The organism is uncultured Arthrobacter sp. (assembly GCF_947495145.1).
In the GTDB taxonomy this organism is placed as follows: Bacteria; Actinomycetota; Actinomycetes; order Actinomycetales; family Micrococcaceae; genus Arthrobacter_D.
The window spans coordinates 1-15928 of sequence record NZ_CANLXP010000028.1 but is presented as its reverse complement, the minus strand read 5'-3'; the positions used below and the strand labels follow the sequence as shown (position 1 = coordinate 15928).

The 15928-nt window shown below is 62.8% G+C and carries 20 protein-coding genes; 5 read left to right on the top strand and 15 right to left on the bottom strand.

All coding sequences use genetic code 11. The features are described from left to right. Positions 1–16: 16 nt before the first annotated feature. The 3 genes from Q0877_RS15670 to Q0877_RS15660 are packed head-to-tail and all read right to left on the bottom strand — an operon-like array spanning position 17 to position 3091. Positions 17–1114 carry a tRNA (adenine-N1)-methyltransferase gene (locus tag Q0877_RS15670; RefSeq protein WP_299169534.1) on the bottom strand — a complete coding sequence of 366 codons (1098 nt, stop codon included), beginning with the start codon at positions 1112–1114 and terminating at the stop codon, positions 17–19. 55 nt (positions 1115–1169) lie between these two features. After that, positions 1170–2303 (bottom strand): site-2 protease family protein, encoded by a 1134-nt coding sequence (locus Q0877_RS15665; RefSeq protein WP_299169532.1) that lies wholly within the window; start codon positions 2301–2303, stop codon positions 1170–1172. Positions 2304–2320: 17 nt separating this feature from the next. After that, positions 2321–3091: an HAD family phosphatase gene (locus Q0877_RS15660; protein WP_299169529.1), complete on the bottom strand. Its 771-nt coding sequence runs from the start codon at positions 3089–3091 to the stop codon at positions 2321–2323. Between the two features lie 178 nt (positions 3092–3269). On the opposite strand from Q0877_RS15660, the gene Q0877_RS15655 reads away from it, so the two are divergent. Continuing rightward, positions 3270–4112, top strand: coding sequence for a proteasome assembly chaperone family protein (locus tag Q0877_RS15655; protein ID WP_299169594.1), 843 nt, complete (start codon positions 3270–3272; stop codon positions 4110–4112). Here Q0877_RS15655 and mshC read toward each other — a convergent pair. Both mshC and Q0877_RS15645 read right to left on the bottom strand, forming a co-directional pair. Further along, positions 4109–5392 (bottom strand): cysteine--1-D-myo-inosityl 2-amino-2-deoxy-alpha-D-glucopyranoside ligase, encoded by a 1284-nt coding sequence (gene mshC, locus Q0877_RS15650; protein ID WP_299169527.1) that lies wholly within the window; start codon positions 5390–5392, stop codon positions 4109–4111. The two genes, Q0877_RS15655 and mshC, sit on opposite strands and share 4 nt — an antisense overlap. Positions 5393–5443: 51 nt before the next feature. Beyond that, positions 5444–6268, bottom strand: a complete 825-nt coding sequence (locus Q0877_RS15645) for an undecaprenyl-diphosphate phosphatase (protein WP_299169525.1) — start codon at positions 6266–6268, stop codon at positions 5444–5446. 105 nt (positions 6269–6373) lie between these two features. Here Q0877_RS15645 and Q0877_RS15640 point away from each other — a divergent pair, with 105 nt between their 5' ends. After that, entirely contained in the window at positions 6374–7309 is a 936-nt protein-coding gene (locus Q0877_RS15640; RefSeq protein WP_299169522.1) for an aldo/keto reductase, read from the top strand. Positions 7310–7359: 50 nt separating this feature from the next. On the opposite strand, the gene Q0877_RS15635 is transcribed toward Q0877_RS15640, so the two are convergent. Beyond that, on the bottom strand, positions 7360–7608 hold the full coding sequence (locus Q0877_RS15635) for a hypothetical protein (RefSeq protein WP_299169520.1): 249 nt from the start codon (positions 7606–7608) through the stop codon (positions 7360–7362). Between the two features lie 41 nt (positions 7609–7649). On the opposite strand from Q0877_RS15635, the gene Q0877_RS15630 reads away from it, so the two are divergent. Next, the gene (locus tag Q0877_RS15630) at positions 7650–7883 is read left to right on the top strand and encodes a DUF5703 family protein (RefSeq protein ID WP_299169518.1); all 234 of its coding nucleotides are present in this window, start codon (positions 7650–7652) and stop codon (positions 7881–7883) included. 8 nt (positions 7884–7891) lie between these two features. On the opposite strand, the gene Q0877_RS15625 is transcribed toward Q0877_RS15630, so the two are convergent. Both Q0877_RS15625 and Q0877_RS15620 read right to left on the bottom strand, forming a co-directional pair. Further along, the gene (locus Q0877_RS15625) at positions 7892–9052 is read right to left on the bottom strand and encodes an acyl-CoA dehydrogenase family protein (protein ID WP_299169515.1); all 1161 of its coding nucleotides are present in this window, start codon (positions 9050–9052) and stop codon (positions 7892–7894) included. Next, positions 9052–10353 carry a M20/M25/M40 family metallo-hydrolase gene (locus tag Q0877_RS15620; RefSeq protein WP_299169512.1) on the bottom strand — a complete coding sequence of 434 codons (1302 nt, stop codon included), beginning with the start codon at positions 10351–10353 and terminating at the stop codon, positions 9052–9054. The genes Q0877_RS15625 and Q0877_RS15620 overlap by 1 nt, the downstream gene beginning before the upstream one ends. Positions 10354–10536: 183 nt before the next feature. Here Q0877_RS15620 and Q0877_RS15615 point away from each other — a divergent pair, with 183 nt between their 5' ends. Then, positions 10537–11139, top strand: coding sequence for a DUF6318 family protein (locus Q0877_RS15615; protein WP_299169509.1), 603 nt, complete (start codon positions 10537–10539; stop codon positions 11137–11139). A 62-nt stretch (positions 11140–11201) separates the two neighbouring features. On the opposite strand, the gene Q0877_RS15610 is transcribed toward Q0877_RS15615, so the two are convergent. Next, on the bottom strand, positions 11202–11531 hold the full coding sequence (locus tag Q0877_RS15610) for a hypothetical protein (RefSeq protein WP_299169506.1): 330 nt from the start codon (positions 11529–11531) through the stop codon (positions 11202–11204). Between the two features lie 108 nt (positions 11532–11639). Between Q0877_RS15610 and Q0877_RS15605 the strand changes: the two genes are divergently transcribed. Beyond that, the gene (locus Q0877_RS15605; RefSeq protein ID WP_299169503.1) at positions 11640–12137 is read left to right on the top strand and encodes a hypothetical protein; all 498 of its coding nucleotides are present in this window, start codon (positions 11640–11642) and stop codon (positions 12135–12137) included. Positions 12138–12143: 6 nt separating this feature from the next. Here the strand turns inward: Q0877_RS15605 and Q0877_RS15600 are convergent, their stop codons facing one another. From Q0877_RS15600 to Q0877_RS15575, 6 genes are all read right to left on the bottom strand, one after another. Next, entirely contained in the window at positions 12144–12554 is a 411-nt protein-coding gene (locus Q0877_RS15600; protein WP_299169500.1) for a hypothetical protein, read from the bottom strand. A 26-nt stretch (positions 12555–12580) separates the two neighbouring features. Beyond that, complete coding sequence (locus Q0877_RS15595) at positions 12581–13045, bottom strand: hypothetical protein (RefSeq protein WP_299169498.1); 465 nt, start codon at positions 13043–13045, stop codon at positions 12581–12583. A gap of 104 nt (positions 13046–13149) precedes the next feature. After that, positions 13150–13281 (bottom strand): hypothetical protein, encoded by a 132-nt coding sequence (locus Q0877_RS15590; protein ID WP_299169495.1) that lies wholly within the window; start codon positions 13279–13281, stop codon positions 13150–13152. After that, a complete protein-coding gene (locus Q0877_RS15585; protein ID WP_299169494.1) occupies positions 13278–13760 on the bottom strand; it encodes a GNAT family N-acetyltransferase in 483 nt (160 codons plus the stop codon). The genes Q0877_RS15590 and Q0877_RS15585 overlap by 4 nt, the downstream gene beginning before the upstream one ends. A 625-nt stretch (positions 13761–14385) precedes the next feature. Next, positions 14386–15174 carry an IS21-like element helper ATPase IstB gene (gene istB / locus Q0877_RS15580; protein ID WP_299169493.1) on the bottom strand — a complete coding sequence of 263 codons (789 nt, stop codon included), beginning with the start codon at positions 15172–15174 and terminating at the stop codon, positions 14386–14388. Continuing rightward, positions 15164–15862: a Mu transposase domain-containing protein gene (locus Q0877_RS15575; protein WP_299169491.1), complete on the bottom strand. Its 699-nt coding sequence runs from the start codon at positions 15860–15862 to the stop codon at positions 15164–15166. Before Q0877_RS15575 ends, istB begins: the two co-directional genes overlap by 11 nt. Positions 15863–15928: the final 66 nt, after the last annotated feature.

The window sequence follows — 15928 nt, the reverse complement described above, 5'->3', positions numbered from 1 at the left end:
CTTCGGCCGATTCCTGTCAGTTGCCGTGTTCGCCTGCCTCGGATTCGCGTCGCGCCTGTGCTTCCTCGGGAGAAAGAGCGCCGCGCTGGATCGTCGAGCTGGCATCACGAGCTACGCGCCGCAAACGCTTGTCAGACACAGCCCGCTCCCCTACCGCTTGCGGTGTCCACGCGTTGAGGTCCTCTTCACTGAAGCCGGTCTTGGACGGCCTGCGCTTCGTGCTGATACCGGTCACCCCGTGCGCGAGGCGGCGGGTGGTGAGCAGGAAGCCCGTATGGGCAACCATCCGGTGGTCGGGGCGGACAGCCAGGCCTTCGAGGTGCCACCCGCGCACCATCGACTCCCAGGCACCCGGCTCGGTGAAACGCCCGTCCGCACGGATCGCCTCGGCCGTGCGGGACAGTTGCGTCACCGTGGCCACATAGCTGATCCAGACCCCACCCGCTGCGAGCACGGTGGCGACGGCGTCAAGGCACTCCCAGGGTGCAAGCATGTCCAGCACCACGCGGTCTACGCTTCCTGCTTCCTCGGTTTCCAGTACCTGCTCCTGGAAGTCCCCCAGCGTGATCTGCCATGCGGGGTGTGGGCCTCCGAAGATCGTTTCGACGTTTCCCTTGGCGATGTCGGCGAACTCCTCCCTTCGCTCGAACGAGTGGAGGTAACCGTCGTCGCCGACTGCACGCAACAGGGAGATTGACAGTGCTCCGGAGCCGACACCGGCTTCCACCACGCGTGCACCGGGAAAGATATCGGCCATGGTGACGATCTGGCCGGCATCCTTCGGATACACGACGGCCGCTCCCCGCGGCATCGAAAGCACGAAATCGGAGAGCAGCGGGCGCAGGGCCTGGTATTGCGAGCCTGTGGTGTTGGTGACTATCGTTCCCTCGGACACTCCGATTACCTGGTCATGGTTGAGGAATCCCTTGTGGGTATGGAAGGCACCACCGGGAGTAAGGGTGATCGTGTTCATCCTGCCCTTTTCGTCGGTGAGCTGCACGCGCTCACCGGGCCGCAGGGGCCCACGCCGCGCTGCCGCTCCGTGCGGCTGCTGCGCAGGAGCGGGCGCCTGCGGCTGGTGCTCAGTATCGGTTTCGAACTGGCTGCCGTTCATAAGGTCCTCCGGTGGTTCTGCTGAGGCAGCCTGCGGGCGTCCTCGTGCCTAAGGGTCAGTTGCTGCCTGTTTGGGGACGGCCCGTGATAGCCGCGACGACTACGGACTGGTGCAGGACGCCGGTCACGGTGCCCTGCCTGTCGGTCACCGCATACTCGCTGCCGGCGAGCCGGGCGAGGTACTGCACCAGTTCCTGGCCTTCGGCGAATTCCGGAACATAGGCACCGGGCGCGAGGGCGCGGGCAACGGCGTTGGCGGGCGTTGCCTCGGCCTGCGAATCGGGAACGGCTGTCAGCGCCTCGCGGTCCACGATCGCCTCAGGAAGACCGTTCGGATCGGTCAAGACGATATCGACTCCCGGCCGGTCCGCGAGTAGCCGCTTGACCTGCTGCACCGACGTTCCAGCGAGCACGCCCACAGCGGGCCGCTTCAGTCGGCCGGCACTGACCTCCGGCAGCCGTAGCCGCATCTGCGCGTTGGCAATCGCGGAACTGGCTCCCAGCCAGAGAAAACCACCCATGACGACGGCGACAATGACCGTGACCGCGCTGGGTTGTGTGCCGATCAGGAACGGCACGACCACGACGGCTGCGACGAGGAGAACAGCGATGACCCGCCCGGTCCAGCCGGCGGCCACGGTGCCCTTCTCCTGGCTGCCGGTGGCTCTCCAGACAGCGGATTCGACGATGCGTCCGCCGTCCAGGGGCAGACCCGGCAGGACATTGAACGCTGCGACGAGGAAGTTCGCCCAGATGAGAATATTCGCGAGGAGGTTGGTTACCCCTGACGGATCTATCAGTAATAGTGCTCCCCAGCCGGTGAGGGCAAGGACAAAGTTGGCCGCCGGACCTGCAAGCGCAACGATCAGCGATCTGCCGGGGCTTGCGGCGAAATTCTCGAACTGGGTATGTCCGCCCCAGAGATTCAGGACGATGCGCGCCGTCGGCCATCCGAATTTGCGGGCGGAGAGCGCATGGGCGAGTTCGTGTATAAGGACAGAGGCCGCGAGTAGTACGGCATAGGCGAGGGCGATACCGTATGCGCCCAGGCCGAGGGCGGGGTACAGGTCAGCGACCTGTGGTCCAAAGACAATGACGACAAAAGCCGCGATGATGAACCAGGACCACGCCAGAACGACGGGGATGCCGAGGATACGCCCCAGCGGTATGCCGTCTTGCCGGGTGGTCACGGGCCCGCGGGACCTGTTCACGCAGTTACCCTGCCGTCTTCCGGGTGACCGGCGTGTGATTGGACCAGGTTCTCCAGATCCTGCACACTGCGATCGGCGAGGCTGGGCCACTGGTGGTCTGAGGAATCAGGAGGCAGGGCAACAAAGTGGGGGACTCCCAAGGTCACAACGCCCGACGCTCTCGCAGAGGTCACGCCGGGTAGGGAATCTTCTATAGCGACGACGCATTCCTTGCGCAGCGGGCGGGTTTTCGACAGCTCATCGAAAGCCGTCTCGTAAGCCTCCGGATGAGGCTTTCCCTTGGCTACGCGATCGCCTGTGACGAGTAGCTCGAAGGTTCCGTCCGGCAGATGGCGTGCCACTTCGAGAGCTAGCTGCTGCTCCGACATCGTGACCATCGCGCAGGGAATTCCCCGCTCACGAAGGGCGAGCAGGAGTTCGCGCGCACCGGGCCGCCACGGCACTGACTCCCGCACTCTCGCGGTCACCTGTTCCGTGAGGGTATCGATAATTTCGCGCACGCTGAGTTCCACTCCGGCTGCCTGCAGTACGCCGGCTGAGAACGTAAGCGCCTGGCCTACAAGACCCTCCGCCTGTTCTTCCGACCAGGAACCGCCGTGCGCGGCTACCAGCCGGTACTCTGCCTCGATCCAGTATGGCTCGGTATCCACGATGGTGCCGTCCATGTCCCACAACACCGCCTGAAGAGCGGGTTCCGGAGACGCGTCGGGTTCGGGATGATATCCATATTCCGAGGGCACAGCGGTATAGCTGAGAGGGGTGACCATGCCCCAAGTCTACGGGCCCTAAACCACTTAGACGGCGTCTCGTGCAGGCGCCCGTCGGGTCCGCTTAGCGCGAAGCGGGATTGGTGCGCCTGACACCGCAGCGGCGGAGGTTTAGGGTGAAACGGTGAGTACGTTCGAAGAAAACCAGACTCAGGGCGTTCCTGACGGCCTTCCCGGGATATTTTCGGCAGGGGACGCCGGGCGCAGGGTGACGGTCATGCTCGCGGCGTTCGAGGGATGGAACGACGCGGGCGAAGCTGCGAGCGATGCCCTTAAGGTTCTCGGCAAGCAGTGGGGCGGAGAGAGAATTTCGACTATTGATGCCGATGAGTTCTACGACTTCCAGTTCACCCGGCCTGTTATCAAGCGCAACAGTTCCGGCCACCGTCGCATTAAGTGGCCGACAACCCGAATCAGCAGGGCCTCGGTTCCGGGGAGCAATCTTGATGTGATCCTCGTCCACGGAGTTGAACCCTCCTATAAGTGGCGTGCGTACACCGCAGAGCTTGTGGGGATGGCGAAGGAACTGGAGGTGGATTGTCTTGTGCTTGTCGGAGCGCTGCTCGCGGACGTACCGCACACCCGTCCCATTCCGGTCACTGTTTCCTCCGACGACGACCTGATTCGTGAGTCGCTCAATGTTGAATCCTCCAGCTACGAGGGGCCGATCGGGATAGTGGGGGTACTGGCGGAGGTGGGCCAGCTCGCCGACATCCCGACGCTGTCCATGTGGGCAGCTGTTCCCCACTACGTCGGCCAATCGCCGTCGCCCAAGGCGCAGCTTGCCCTGCTGAACCGGCTTGAAGAGCTACTGCACGTTGGCCTGGATACGCATGCATTGTCAGAGGAAGCCGAAGCGTGGGAGCGCGGCGTGGATGAATTGTCCACGGAGGATCCGGAGGTTGCGGCGTACGTACGCCAGCTTGAGGAAGCGAAAGACACAGCCGATCTTCCCGAGGCGAGCGGCGAATCCATCGCCCGTGAGTTCGAGCGCTACCTCAAGAAACGTCGGAAAGACTAATCCTTCAGCCGGATACCCAGCAGGGCATCGAAGGCGTCGGCGGCGAGTTGAGCTCCGTCGTCGGTTCCCGTCCGGTGGGCCGTCTCGGTACACCAGCGGTCCACCGCGAGCAGGGCCGCCGGAGCGTCGAGGTCATCGGCGAGCGCCTCGCGCATTGATACCAGTAGATTCTCGACGGATTCCACCGTCGCCGTGGCGAGTGCAGCACGCCACGCATCCAGCCGGGAGTGCGCGGCCTCCAATCCCTGCGAGGTCCATGACCAGTCAGAGCGGTAGTGGTTGGCGAGGATAGCAAGGCGGATGGCCGCCGGGTCGGTGCCTGCTTCGCGCAGCGCCGACACAAGCACCAGATTTCCCCTCGACTTGCTCATTTTCTCGCCGTCGAGTCCCACCATGCCTGCATGCGCGTAGTGGCGGGCAAGCGGCACTCCCGAAATCGCCTGGGCATGTCCCGAGCTCATTTCGTGGTGCGGGAAGGTCAGGTCCGATCCCCCACCCTGAACCGCAAACGGTGCGGGAAGGTACTGAAGCGCGATAACCGAGCACTCGATGTGCCACCCGGGCCGTCCGGCGCCGAGAGAGGCTCCGTCCCACGAAGGCTCTCCCTGCCGGGCGACGCGCCATAGCAGTGGGTCCAGGGGATTGTGTTTTCCGGGACGGGCAGGATCTCCGCCGCGTTCAGCAAAGATGGGAGCCATCTCATCCTCACCCAGGTGCGAGATAAATCCGGGCTTCCACTGATCCGCACCCGAGGCCCTTGTAAGGTCTGACGCCCGGTCGACCGAGAAGTACACGTCTCCATCCGGATCGGCAGCAGATCCCGGCACGTGATAGGCGAGATTCCGCTTCAACAGATCCTCGATTACCGGAACGATTGCTGCGATTGATTCAACTGCTCCCACGTAGTGTGCGGGGGCCAGGACATTCAACGCTTCCATGTCGGTGCGGAAGAGATCCGTCTGCGACCGGGCGAGGTCCATCCAGTCGACGTTGGTGGCGCTGGCGCGCTCCAGAAGTGGGTCATCGATATCGGTTACGTTCTGGACGTAGTCCACTGTGGAACCCGCGTCCCGCCAGAGCCGGTTCAGCAGGTCGAACGCCACGTAGGTGGCCGCGTGGCCCATGTGGGTGGCGTCATACGGGGTGATACCGCAGACATACAGCCCCTGCCGTGGTTCAGCGGGCAATTCCATGACGCGTTCAGAAGCGCTGTCCCAAAGACGAAGTGGCGGAGGGCTGCCGGGCAGGCCCGGAACAGTCCGAGAATTCCAGGAAATCACTGTTCTACCTTACGGGGTTGGATGGGGGGCGTTTCGGCGGGACGGGCGCTGCTACGCGGAGATGACGCCGAAGCCGAGGAGCAGGAAGATCACCAGTCCGAGGGCGATGCGGTACCAGACAAAAACGCCATAGCTGCGGGTGGAGACAAACTTCAGGAACCAACCGATGATGAGGTAGCCGACCGCGAAGGCAATGACGGTTGCCAGCAGGGTTTCGACGGCGCCGTATGGGCCAGGCGTTCCCGCGCTCTTGTAGAGCTGATACAGTCCGCTGCCGAAGACTGCGGGGATGGCCAGCAGGAAGGAGTAGCGGGCGGCTGCCTCGCGGGTGTAACCCATGAGCAGGCCGGCGGTGATGGTTCCACCGGAGCGGGAGACGCCCGGAATGAGGGCCAGCGCCTGTGCCAGGCCGTACAGAATGCCATGCTTGTACGTCAGCCGGTCGAGGGTCAGGCGCTGGCGTCCAACGGCATCGGCGATCGCGAGAATGACGCCGAAAACCACCAACATGGTGGCCACCAGCCACATGCTGCGGAACGTGCTCTCGATTTGTTCCTGGAAGAGCAACCCGAGAATGACGATGGGCAAGCTGCCGATGATCACCAGCCATCCCATCCGTGCATCCGGATCGTCTCGCGGGACCTTGCGGGTGAGCGAACCGAACCACGCCCGGATAATCCGCAGGATGTCTTTCCAGAAATAGACAACCACTGCGGTTTCCGTACCAAGTTGGGTGATCGCGGTGAAGGCTGCCCCCGGGTCCTGGGCTCTCGGGAGAAGCTCCCCGACGATCCGCAGGTGTGCACTCGATGAGATTGGCAGGAATTCGGTAAGGCCCTGAACGAGGCCCAGGACGGCCGCTTCGATCCAATTCACAGATAAGACCCTACGTCACCAATACCTGCCGGACCTTTAGCGACTCCTTACGCCACAGCGCTCGCTGACGTTCGGCGCCGGTTCCCGGCCAGTACGATTAGGCATATGCAGTGGCGAAATGTGGGCGGTAGCGGACAGCTTGTATCGGTGCTCGGCCTGGGGACGATGACCTGGGGCATGGACGTCGATGAGGAAGCCGCACGTGAGCAGCTGCGCTTGTTCGTGGAGGCCGGAGGAACACTGGTCAGCACGGCCGCCCGGTTCTCTGACGGACAGGCAGAGGCCTTGCTCGGATCGCTGTTGGGCGACGTGGTCGCGCGCTCTGAGGTCGTTCTGGCGGTATCCGGCGGAATTCCGAGGCACTGGTCGGCGGGCTGCCTGGACGCCTCGCGGAAGGGATTGCTCGATTCGCTCGATGCTTCGCTCGCCCGCCTTGGAACGGACAGCGTCGATTTCTGGATGGCGCCGTCGACCGACAGCATTGTTCCCGTTGACGAGACGCTGGCGGCGCTGGAGTGCGCTTACCGTTCGGGGCGCGCCCGCTATGTCGGTGTGACCAACTACACAGGCTGGGAAGTCGCCCGGCTGTGCGCGACGGCCGGATTTCCGGTGTCCGTTCATGAGACAGAGTATTCCCTGCTGAGCCGCCGGATCGAAGATGAAGTGCTGCCGGCGTCGAAGGCGCTTGGGGTTGGCACGCTCGCGTGGGCACCGCTTGGACGCGGCGCACTGACCGGAAAATACCGCTCACAACTGCCGGCCGACTCACGTGCGGCATCTGATGAATGGGCGAAGTACCTGGAGCCGTACCTGTCCGGCCGCGCGGCGCGCATCACCGAGGCTGTCTCCACTGCAGCCCGGGGTCTTGAGCTAACACCCGCCGAAGTGGCGCTTCGCTGGCTGCTTCAGCGGCCGACGGTAGCTTCCGCCGTGCTGGGAGCGCGAACAGGCGCACAGCTGAAGGAACTGTTGGGGTGCTCGTTGGCACCGCTGCCCGCCCAGATATCCGAGGTACTGGATGAGGTATCGACCCCGCACTGACGCTGTAACCGGCTGGATCACGAGTACAGGGAAGGCCGGCGACTCAAAGGTCAGGAACCGCTGGCTGCTTCCTGCCCTTCTTCCGCTTCGTCCTCGTCATCTTCGTAAATGACCAGGGGAGTCACTTCTCCGTAGGCGTCATACAGCGATTCCTCGTAGGCTTCGAAGGAATCAGCGATCGAAAGGTAGGCCGCTTCAACCGCCGGATCATCGTCTCCCCTGCGTGATGCTGCAGCGGCGAGATGTTCTTCCAGTGCGGAAACCAGCGATTGCAATGCGACACGCGGATCGATGCTCATGGTCTAGACGTTATCGGTAAAGTGAAGCAAATTGGAGGGAAATGCGCGAACAATTTCTGAACTCAACCGCCATTCGGAAACGGGACTATGGCCGTCAGTACGAGTATCTCGTACTGACCGTCAGTGCCGGTGAACCACTCTCTTCTGCACGTCAGCTCCTCACCGAGCATGCCGAGTACGGCAAGTGGGAACTGGAGCGCAGCTGCATCTATATAGGAGGCAACCGGCGGTTCTGGCTCAGACGCAAGGTGCTTCGAGTGCAGCGAACAGTTTGATCAAAGCCTCATACCTGCGGATCCGGACCGAGCCAGGCTGTTGCAACTGTCCGGCGTGCTGACTCAAGGTTTGACGGGTGAAACGCACCGGCAGTCACGTCCCTCGAGAGACGGCTGATTTCGCTGTCGTTGGAGTATCCTCTTCCGCCGGACAGGAGGACAGCTGCGTCCACCAGTTTGCGGGCAGTCCCGGTGGCATGGGTTTTCGCTCCTACCAGCCTGGCAAACCACCGGTCCCCGTGGTCAACGCCGGAATCGAGGTCGGCGGCGAGCAGCCGGATGTGGGAATCCAGTGCGTCCCAGCCCAGCGCAGCATCCGCCACGGCTGAACGCACAGCCGGCCGGGATTCAGCGGGTATCCCGTCCATCCCCGGAGGCCGCTGATGCGCCGCGAGCACCGCAAGCTCGAGCGCACGGTCCGCGATCCCGGTGTAGACGGCGCTGATCAGCATCTCAAACGCAGCGAAAATGGCGAAGACAAGAGGGTCCCTGTTTGGACCCACGGGCAGATGCCGGAAAATTCTTTCCGCTGGAACAACGACGCCGTTCAACCGGGTTGTGTGCGACTGAGTTGCCCGCATGCCGACCGTGTTCCAGTCTTCCAGAATCTCCGTGCCGGCCGAGCCACGTGTGACGAAACCGTGAACCAGCTCTTCGCCCTCCTCATCCACGCTCTTGCCGAAAATCCCAAGACGCGTCCATACGGGCGACAGGCTGGTGAAGATCTTGGTGCCGGTAAAGGCGTAGCCTCCATCCGTTCGGCGCGCGGCGATTGTCCTCGAATCGAACAGCACTGCATCGTTGCCCGGCTCGGATAGCCCGAAAGCGAACACCTCACCGGCGGCAGCCTCGTCGAGGATAAACCCGAGCGAGTCGTCGCCGAGCCTCTCGACCAGCCTGGCCACCGCGGTCCAGACAAGGTGCATGTTCACGGCAAGGGCTGTGGCAGGGGCGGCCGTTGCCAACCTGCGCTGGCACGCAACAGCTTCTGCCATGCCAACAGCCGAGCCGTCGTCGTGCTCTGAACAAAAAAGACGCAAGTAGCCGCGCGAAGCCAGCTCGTCGAAGTCCTCCTGGCAGAACACGTTGCGGGCGTCGTAGTCGGCAGCGCGTGTGCGAAACCGTTCAAGGAGGTCGACAGGAAGAATCTCTTCGGGCAGGGAGCTCATCAGCTGTTTGTCAGCAACCGGTTGAGCACACGGGCACCGAATCGAAGGGAGTCCGTCGGCACGCGCTCATCCACCCCATGGAACATTCCGGTGAAGTCCAGATCGTCCGGCAAACGCAGCGGAGCAAAGCCGAAGCCGGTGATACCCAGACGGCTGAGGGACTTGTTGTCGGTGCCCCCGGAGAGTGTGTATGGAAGCACCTTGGCACCGGGATCTTCGGCCAGCAGGGAGTCCACCATCTGATCCACCAGATTGCCGGCGAACGGAACTTCCAGGGAAACATCCTTATGCGCGTAGCTCACGTCCACAGACTCTCCCGCAAGGGACTTGATGGTGGCGAAAACCTCCTCCTCCTGCCCGGGCAGAGTGCGAACATCGATAAGCGCCTCGGCACTGCCCGGAATGACGTTGTGCTTATAACCGCCCTTCACCACTGTCGGGTTGGAAGTGTTTTGCAGCGTTGCACCAACGAACCGGGCAACCGTGCCAAGTTCCTTCAGGAGGATGTCGGGATTGTCGGCGTCGAATTCAACTCCCGTGAGTTCGGTGACTCCTTCAAGGAACTGGCGCGTGGTGGGGGTCAGCTCGATTGGCCACCGATGCCCGCCGATGCGCGCCACAGCTCGGGCGAGTTGGGTGACCGCGTTATCGGTATTGATTTGCGAACCGTGGCCGGCACGCCCGTGCGCCACCAGACGGAGCCACGAAATACCTTTCTCCGCCGTCTGCAGGAGATAGGTGCGCTGGCCGCCGATTGTTGCCGAGAAGCCGCCGACCTCCGAGATAGCTTCGGTGGCGCCGTCGAACAACTCGGGCTTGTTGTCGACCAGCCACGAAGCGCCGTAGTTTCCACCGGCCTCCTCATCGGCGAAAAAGGCGAAGATGAGGTCGCGTTTCGGCTGTGTACCCTCGCGCTGCATGGACCGAAGGACGGAAAGGATCATGGCGTCCATGTCCTTCATGTCCACCGCTCCCCTGCCCCAGATCAATCCGTCGCGTTCCTCGGCGCTGAACGGATCGACGCTCCAGTCCTCCTTTTGTGCAGGAACGACATCGAGGTGGCCGTGAACCACCAGAGCAGGAAGGTTGGATTCGCTGCCGGACATGCGGGTGATCACCGATGCCCGTCCGGGAGCCGATTCGAACAGTTGCGCTTCCAGGCCGGCTTCTTCAATCAGGCCCGCCGTATATTCGGCGGCTTTGCGCTCCCCTGGCCCTTCGTTGTCTCCGAAGTTCGAGGTATCAATCTGGATGAGTTCGCGGCAGATCCGTACGACTTCATCTTCGGGGGCGACGCCCATGGCAGACCTCCATCGGGTAGTGGGTGGTGAGACCAGCCTACCGATGCGCCCATCGATCCTCAGCGATTCCTGTGATCTCCAGCACGTTAGCCCCCGGTTCAGCGCTTGTTGCCTCAGGCCACAGCTATTCTGGTGGGCGTCGACGCCAATCAGGCGCAACCAAACATCTTTCCTGGGGAGACCATGAAGACCATCAAGATTGCGGCCACCGCCGCCGTCGCCCTCGCTGTCCTCACCGGCTGCGGCGAGTCCACCGAGTCCGCTGCCACGCCGTCCAATGCGGCGCCCACTCCTGCAAGCTCGACCGCACCGGCACAGAACGTCGCTGAGCCGGCGGTCAACGATCTGATGAGCGAACCCACCGCCGAAGGCGCCAAGGCGTTCCTGCACCACGTCTTTCAGCTGAAGTCCTATGCTCAGCAGACCGGCGATGTAGAGCCGTTGCTCGCTTCGCTGGACGGCGCGGAGGCAGCGGTCGCCGATGCGGAAGCTATCAAAGCCAGGTACGACGACGGCGGCTGGATCCTGGGCGGCCAGCCCAAGGTGAAGCAGATCCTGATCACGACTGAAGCCGATGAGGTCGCAGAGGGCGTGGAGGTTAATGCGATGATTCCGGTCAACCCGGATGCCTACACCGCCTTCAACGAGGCAGGCGAGGCGGAAGAGACGCGCCCGTTCGACCCGGCCGGCTCCATCTACTCGGCCACCGTGGTGTACTCCGACGGTGCCTGGAAGGCGACTTACCTCGAGGAAACGCCGGACGCCGAGCTGCCTGCCGCCGAGTAGGAACTGTCCGCTGTATAAAAGCACCCGTTCCCCGAGTCAGCGAGGGAGCGGGTGCTTTTGTCTCAGGGGACGAGGTCCTCATAGGTCCTGGTCCTTCGCCCGGCTTTCCTTCCATTGAGGAAGCCCATGCAGGAGAGCACCATGCCTGCGATCAGCAGGGCGACAGCGGCGGCGATAAAGAGAATTGCGGTGCCAAGCCCACCGTCGCCGTCCTTGTACGCCACCTCGACGTACAGGCTGACACCCGGGATGAGTAGACACACGCCGATCAGGGCGGCAATGGATCCGACGAGCCGCTGCCGCTTTCCGGCTGCCTGGTTGTGCTTGCGCCACGAGTTCGAGATTGAAGAAAACATTCGCTGATCGAATTGCTTGTACCACTCTTCAGTCATTCGGAAACCCTCCCCCTCGACGTCCGCTACCACGATCCTGCCAGATAAGCACGGACAACGCCCGTTCGCTGCAGGCGTGTGGCTAACCGACGCGCGTACGATGCTCCCATGGGGGATTTACTGGATCGACAGCAGCGCCGTGTGATGCCGATCGTGCTCGTCGGCGTACTCGTCACGGCTGCCTATGCATGGGCTGGTGCGATGCAGATACTCGTCTGGAATCCGATGGCCGCTGTTCCCGGAATGACGCTTGATGAGATCAAGGCGGCCATGTTGGCGGCAAACGAACCATTAGCGGAAGCCCACGTCTATGTGTGGGCAGCGATAGGGTTCTCCCTGGCTCTCGCCGTTGGCATCTACGGCGTTTTGAAGGTCCCGGATCGCCCCTGGACCATTGCCCGCTGGTTTCTTGTCATCCTCGTACTCGGCACGCCCACCTACTTTTTCGCATCCTTCAATCCGGGAATGAGTATCGCTGACGCGTTTGCAACATCGGGCGGAGATCATGCCCCGTGGAGCAGGATCCTCTACGGCATCAGCCTGCTCGCCCTCATCACCCTGATGTTGACCGTTACAAGGCGCGACAACGCCCAGCCGAAGGGCTGAGCGTCTTCAGCCAGCCACCGTGTACTCGCCGCCAAGGTCTGCGGCGAGGCCGTCGATGTCCCAGGTGCTCGGCTCACCGGTTGCGACGTCGGTGACGTCAACCACCAGCCAGTTACGTCCGCGGACAAGCTGAATTTCGCCTTGGCCTGAGTCGGACCAGAGCTCAAAGCCCTGCTGGAGCGATTCCTCATCCGGGTAGAGGTCAACTTGAACGTGCTCCGCGCAGAGCCTTTGCTCGGTGGTGAGGGGAACGCCATCGCCCATGGGAACGATTGGGTCTCCCACGGGATTGTCCTCACACCTGAGCACTGCGTCAACGGCGTCAAATGCTTCTTCGATCGAGTCGAAGGCAGGCAGGCTTTCGGCTTCCTGATCCGGGGAGCAACCGGTCATCAGCGCCGCTGGCAGTAGAAGCATTATCGCCAGTGAAGATGGTGTAGCCCTCATCGCTTACCTCCGGATGGTGTGTTGAGATTCCACGCCGCTGGTTCGGCGGCCCGCTTCGTGAGCCTCAAGACGAGGAACTGTGCCAAAGGAAACAGCAGCGGAACTGTGAGCGTGGCGGGACCGAGACGCTCTGCGGAGAAGTCACTGGCGGCGAAAGCAACACCAATGGTTGATGCGAGCGCGAATACGCCGATGAAGTCCAACAACGGTGTCGGTCTTGTCGATTTCAACGCGAAGATGAAAGCAATGACGCCAATGATCGCTCCGAACGCCCACCAGTAAAGGAACAGACTGCCAAGCTCTGGGGTGCGAGCGAAGTCATCACGACCAAAATTTCGCCACACCAGATGGACCGCGACCGCGGTAAACACACCGATCGCAATGACTGTTCCTAGAAAACGTATCCAGCGGTTGGAGACAGCGGAGCTGTCTCTCCCGTCAAGCTGCGAGTTTTTCGTCATTGAAGCCCCCCATCTGAACGACGTGTCCTACCACCCTGCACGCGTCGACGCCGCTATGTCACCCCCAACAGCGTTGGAAGGTTGGCTCGTTGCACAATTGTGGCCTAGTCCCGCCACCAACGGTCGACGGATGCGACTTCTTGGTAGTTTTCCTGAAGGTCAGCGTCGATGGCGTCGACCAGGCATTCCTTCTGCTCGGTGGTCAGTCGCCGGTGCTGCTCCCGGGAGAAACTCAACGAACCAGGCGAACTATCTCGACCGGCGTTCCAACGATTTCGTGCGTACCCGATTCGCCGTCCGGAACGAAGCTGTTGCGTTCGTAGAAGGCTCGTGCGCGGGGATTGTCGGCAGCTATCCATAGATAGGCAGGCTCCGTGCCAATACCGGCTTCCATCAACCGTTGCCCTATTCCCGTTCCATGGTGGCTCGCGAGGACATACAGCCCCTCAAGTTCAGTTGGTCGCGGACCGTCATCGCGCCCATGGCCAACGGACATCCAGCCGACGATCTCACCGCCATACAGCGCCACCCAGACGGCTGTCCTGCCCTCCCGGATGATGTCGCCCCAGCGTTGCGCCCTCCGTTCGATGTTCAGGGCGGCCAAAGCTTCAGGTGGTGCTAGATGCGCGTACGCTTCCTGCCAAGCCTGAACATGCACCTTGGCTATTCCCAGAGCGTCTTCTGCTTCGGCACGACGGACTTCCCTCTCGTTCATCAGCCCAAGCTACCGGCCTAGGGCGTGTCTCCCAAGAGGTGCTGGCGGTGTGCAACAAGTTTTGAGTGAGTCGCGATGCAGGGTGAAGTGCACCGAGGCGATAGACGCTGCTGGCAGAAGTAGCGCGCAACCAATCGGCGGAATCGACGAGTGCGCGAGCCTAGCTGGGCGCCCTGTCCTGCAAGAGACTCCGCCCAGGTTCTCCAGCCGCGAAATGCATTGTGCCGCCTTCCGCCTCCAGCTCAAGTACTGTCCAGCCCCGGCGAAGCTCTACGGGTCGTTTTCCGTCGGGCTCAACGAGGCCCTTCACGTTCACGATTCGCAGATCGCGGGGCTCACCCATGGGCGTCTGGTTGGGGTCTCCCTGGAAGTTCTGCGGCTGGAAGAGAAGCAACCCGTCCCGATATCGGGCGACGCCGGGGTTCCACCTGTCGCGTAGCGACCCCGGATGTGCATCAGGGTAGCGGATGGCGCAGTTGTCAACGGCAACTTATAAATGACCATTGGCGGCATGTTGGTTTGCCCGCTGGCGGCAGGTGATTGACCGGTCGCGGCAAGTATTTTTGGACAGGGTCAGGCGCCCGGGGCGTGCTGGGTGGGCAGGCGCCTGACTGGGGGGTTGGGGCTAGCTCATGGGGCGGGTTCCTTTCCCATTTTGGGCTTGCATGAGCCGGACGGACTCGCCGCTGGTTTGGCAGAGGTGGGCGTGGTGGAGGAGCCGGTCCACGGTCGCGGTGGCGATGGTTTTGGGCATGAGCTCATCGAACCCTGAGGGGTGGATGTTTGAGCTGATCGCCAGGGAGCGTTTCTCGTAGGAGGCTTCCACGACCCGATAGAAGCCCTCGGCGGCGTCGGCGGAGACCGGCAGCAGGCCTATGTCGTCAATACAAATTAGATCCACGTTGGTGGCGCGGGTGATGGCTTTGTTGACGCTGTCATCGATGCGGTGCCGGCGCACGAGGGCGCCGAGGTCTTCCATGCTGAGCCAGGACACGGACATGCCCTGATCGATGGCCTGCTGGCCGAGTGCTTCCAGGAGCAGGGTCTTGCCGGTGCCGGAGGGCCCGCACGCGATCAGGTTTTCACGCCGCCGCACCCATTCCAGGGTGCGCAGGAACGAGGTCGTGGCCGCCGGGAGGGTGGAGAGCGCTTCGTCCCAGACGTCGAAGGTCTTCCCTGTGGGAAAGCCGGCGCGTTTGCGCCGGGTGGCCAGCATCGAGGCGTTCCTGCCCGTGGCTTCGGCTTCGAGCAAGACGCGGACGACTTCGGTGGGGTCCCAGCGTTGGGCTTTCGCGGTCGCCAGGACGTCGGCGACTACGGCGCGGGCGTGCGGCATCCGGGTCGTGCGCATCAGCGTGATCACGTTCTCTACCGCCGTGTCGGTCAGGGGCGCAGTCATGGTGTTAGTGCTCATCGATGACTCCTTCAAAGTCTTCATCACTGGTGGTGGCGGGGGTGGTGCCGAAGTTGGCCCAGCCGCTGGTGCCTTGGCTCAGCCATTGGCCCTGGTTGGTGACGGTGTGGGTGGTGCTGGTGTTCTGGCATGTCCCACCGCCGGTGTTGACGATGGAGAGCAGGTCCTCGTGGGTGAAGCGCTGGTGCACCGCGGCCGCTCCCAGGCCCTTGTCGACCTCGTCGTCGCCGAGGACCTTGGCGAGGGTGACGGCACGTTCCATTTTGTGTCTGATCTTTTGGGTTCCGGCGGCGGCAGCTTCCTTGAGCCAGAGCGCGGCACCGGCGCCGAGGGCCAGGAACTCTTCCTCGGCCTTGTTGGTCGGGCGGATCACCCGGTCCAGGGCGCCGGCAGGGGCCGGCGGGAAGTGGGCGTCAATGATCGCCGGGGTCCCCGGGCGAGTGAGCTTGTGCCGGGCGACCTCGACCGGGCCGGCGTCCCCGACGTGGACGATGATCACCTCCGTCTCGGTGCCGCGCACCCAGACCATCTGACCCATCAGGGTGTGCGGGACGGAGTAGCGCGACTGCTGAAAGGTGATCATGGGCATGTTCGGCGGGACCTGCCGGGTCTGGCCGAAACTCGCCGTCACCGGTGTCGCCGGAACCGGATGCAACCGGGGACGTTCAAGGACCCGGAGCATTGTCAAGCCCCGGGTTTGGTGGAGAGATTTTTAGTTGGAAATCGTAGTTAGTAGGCCGGCGTTGACGCCGGC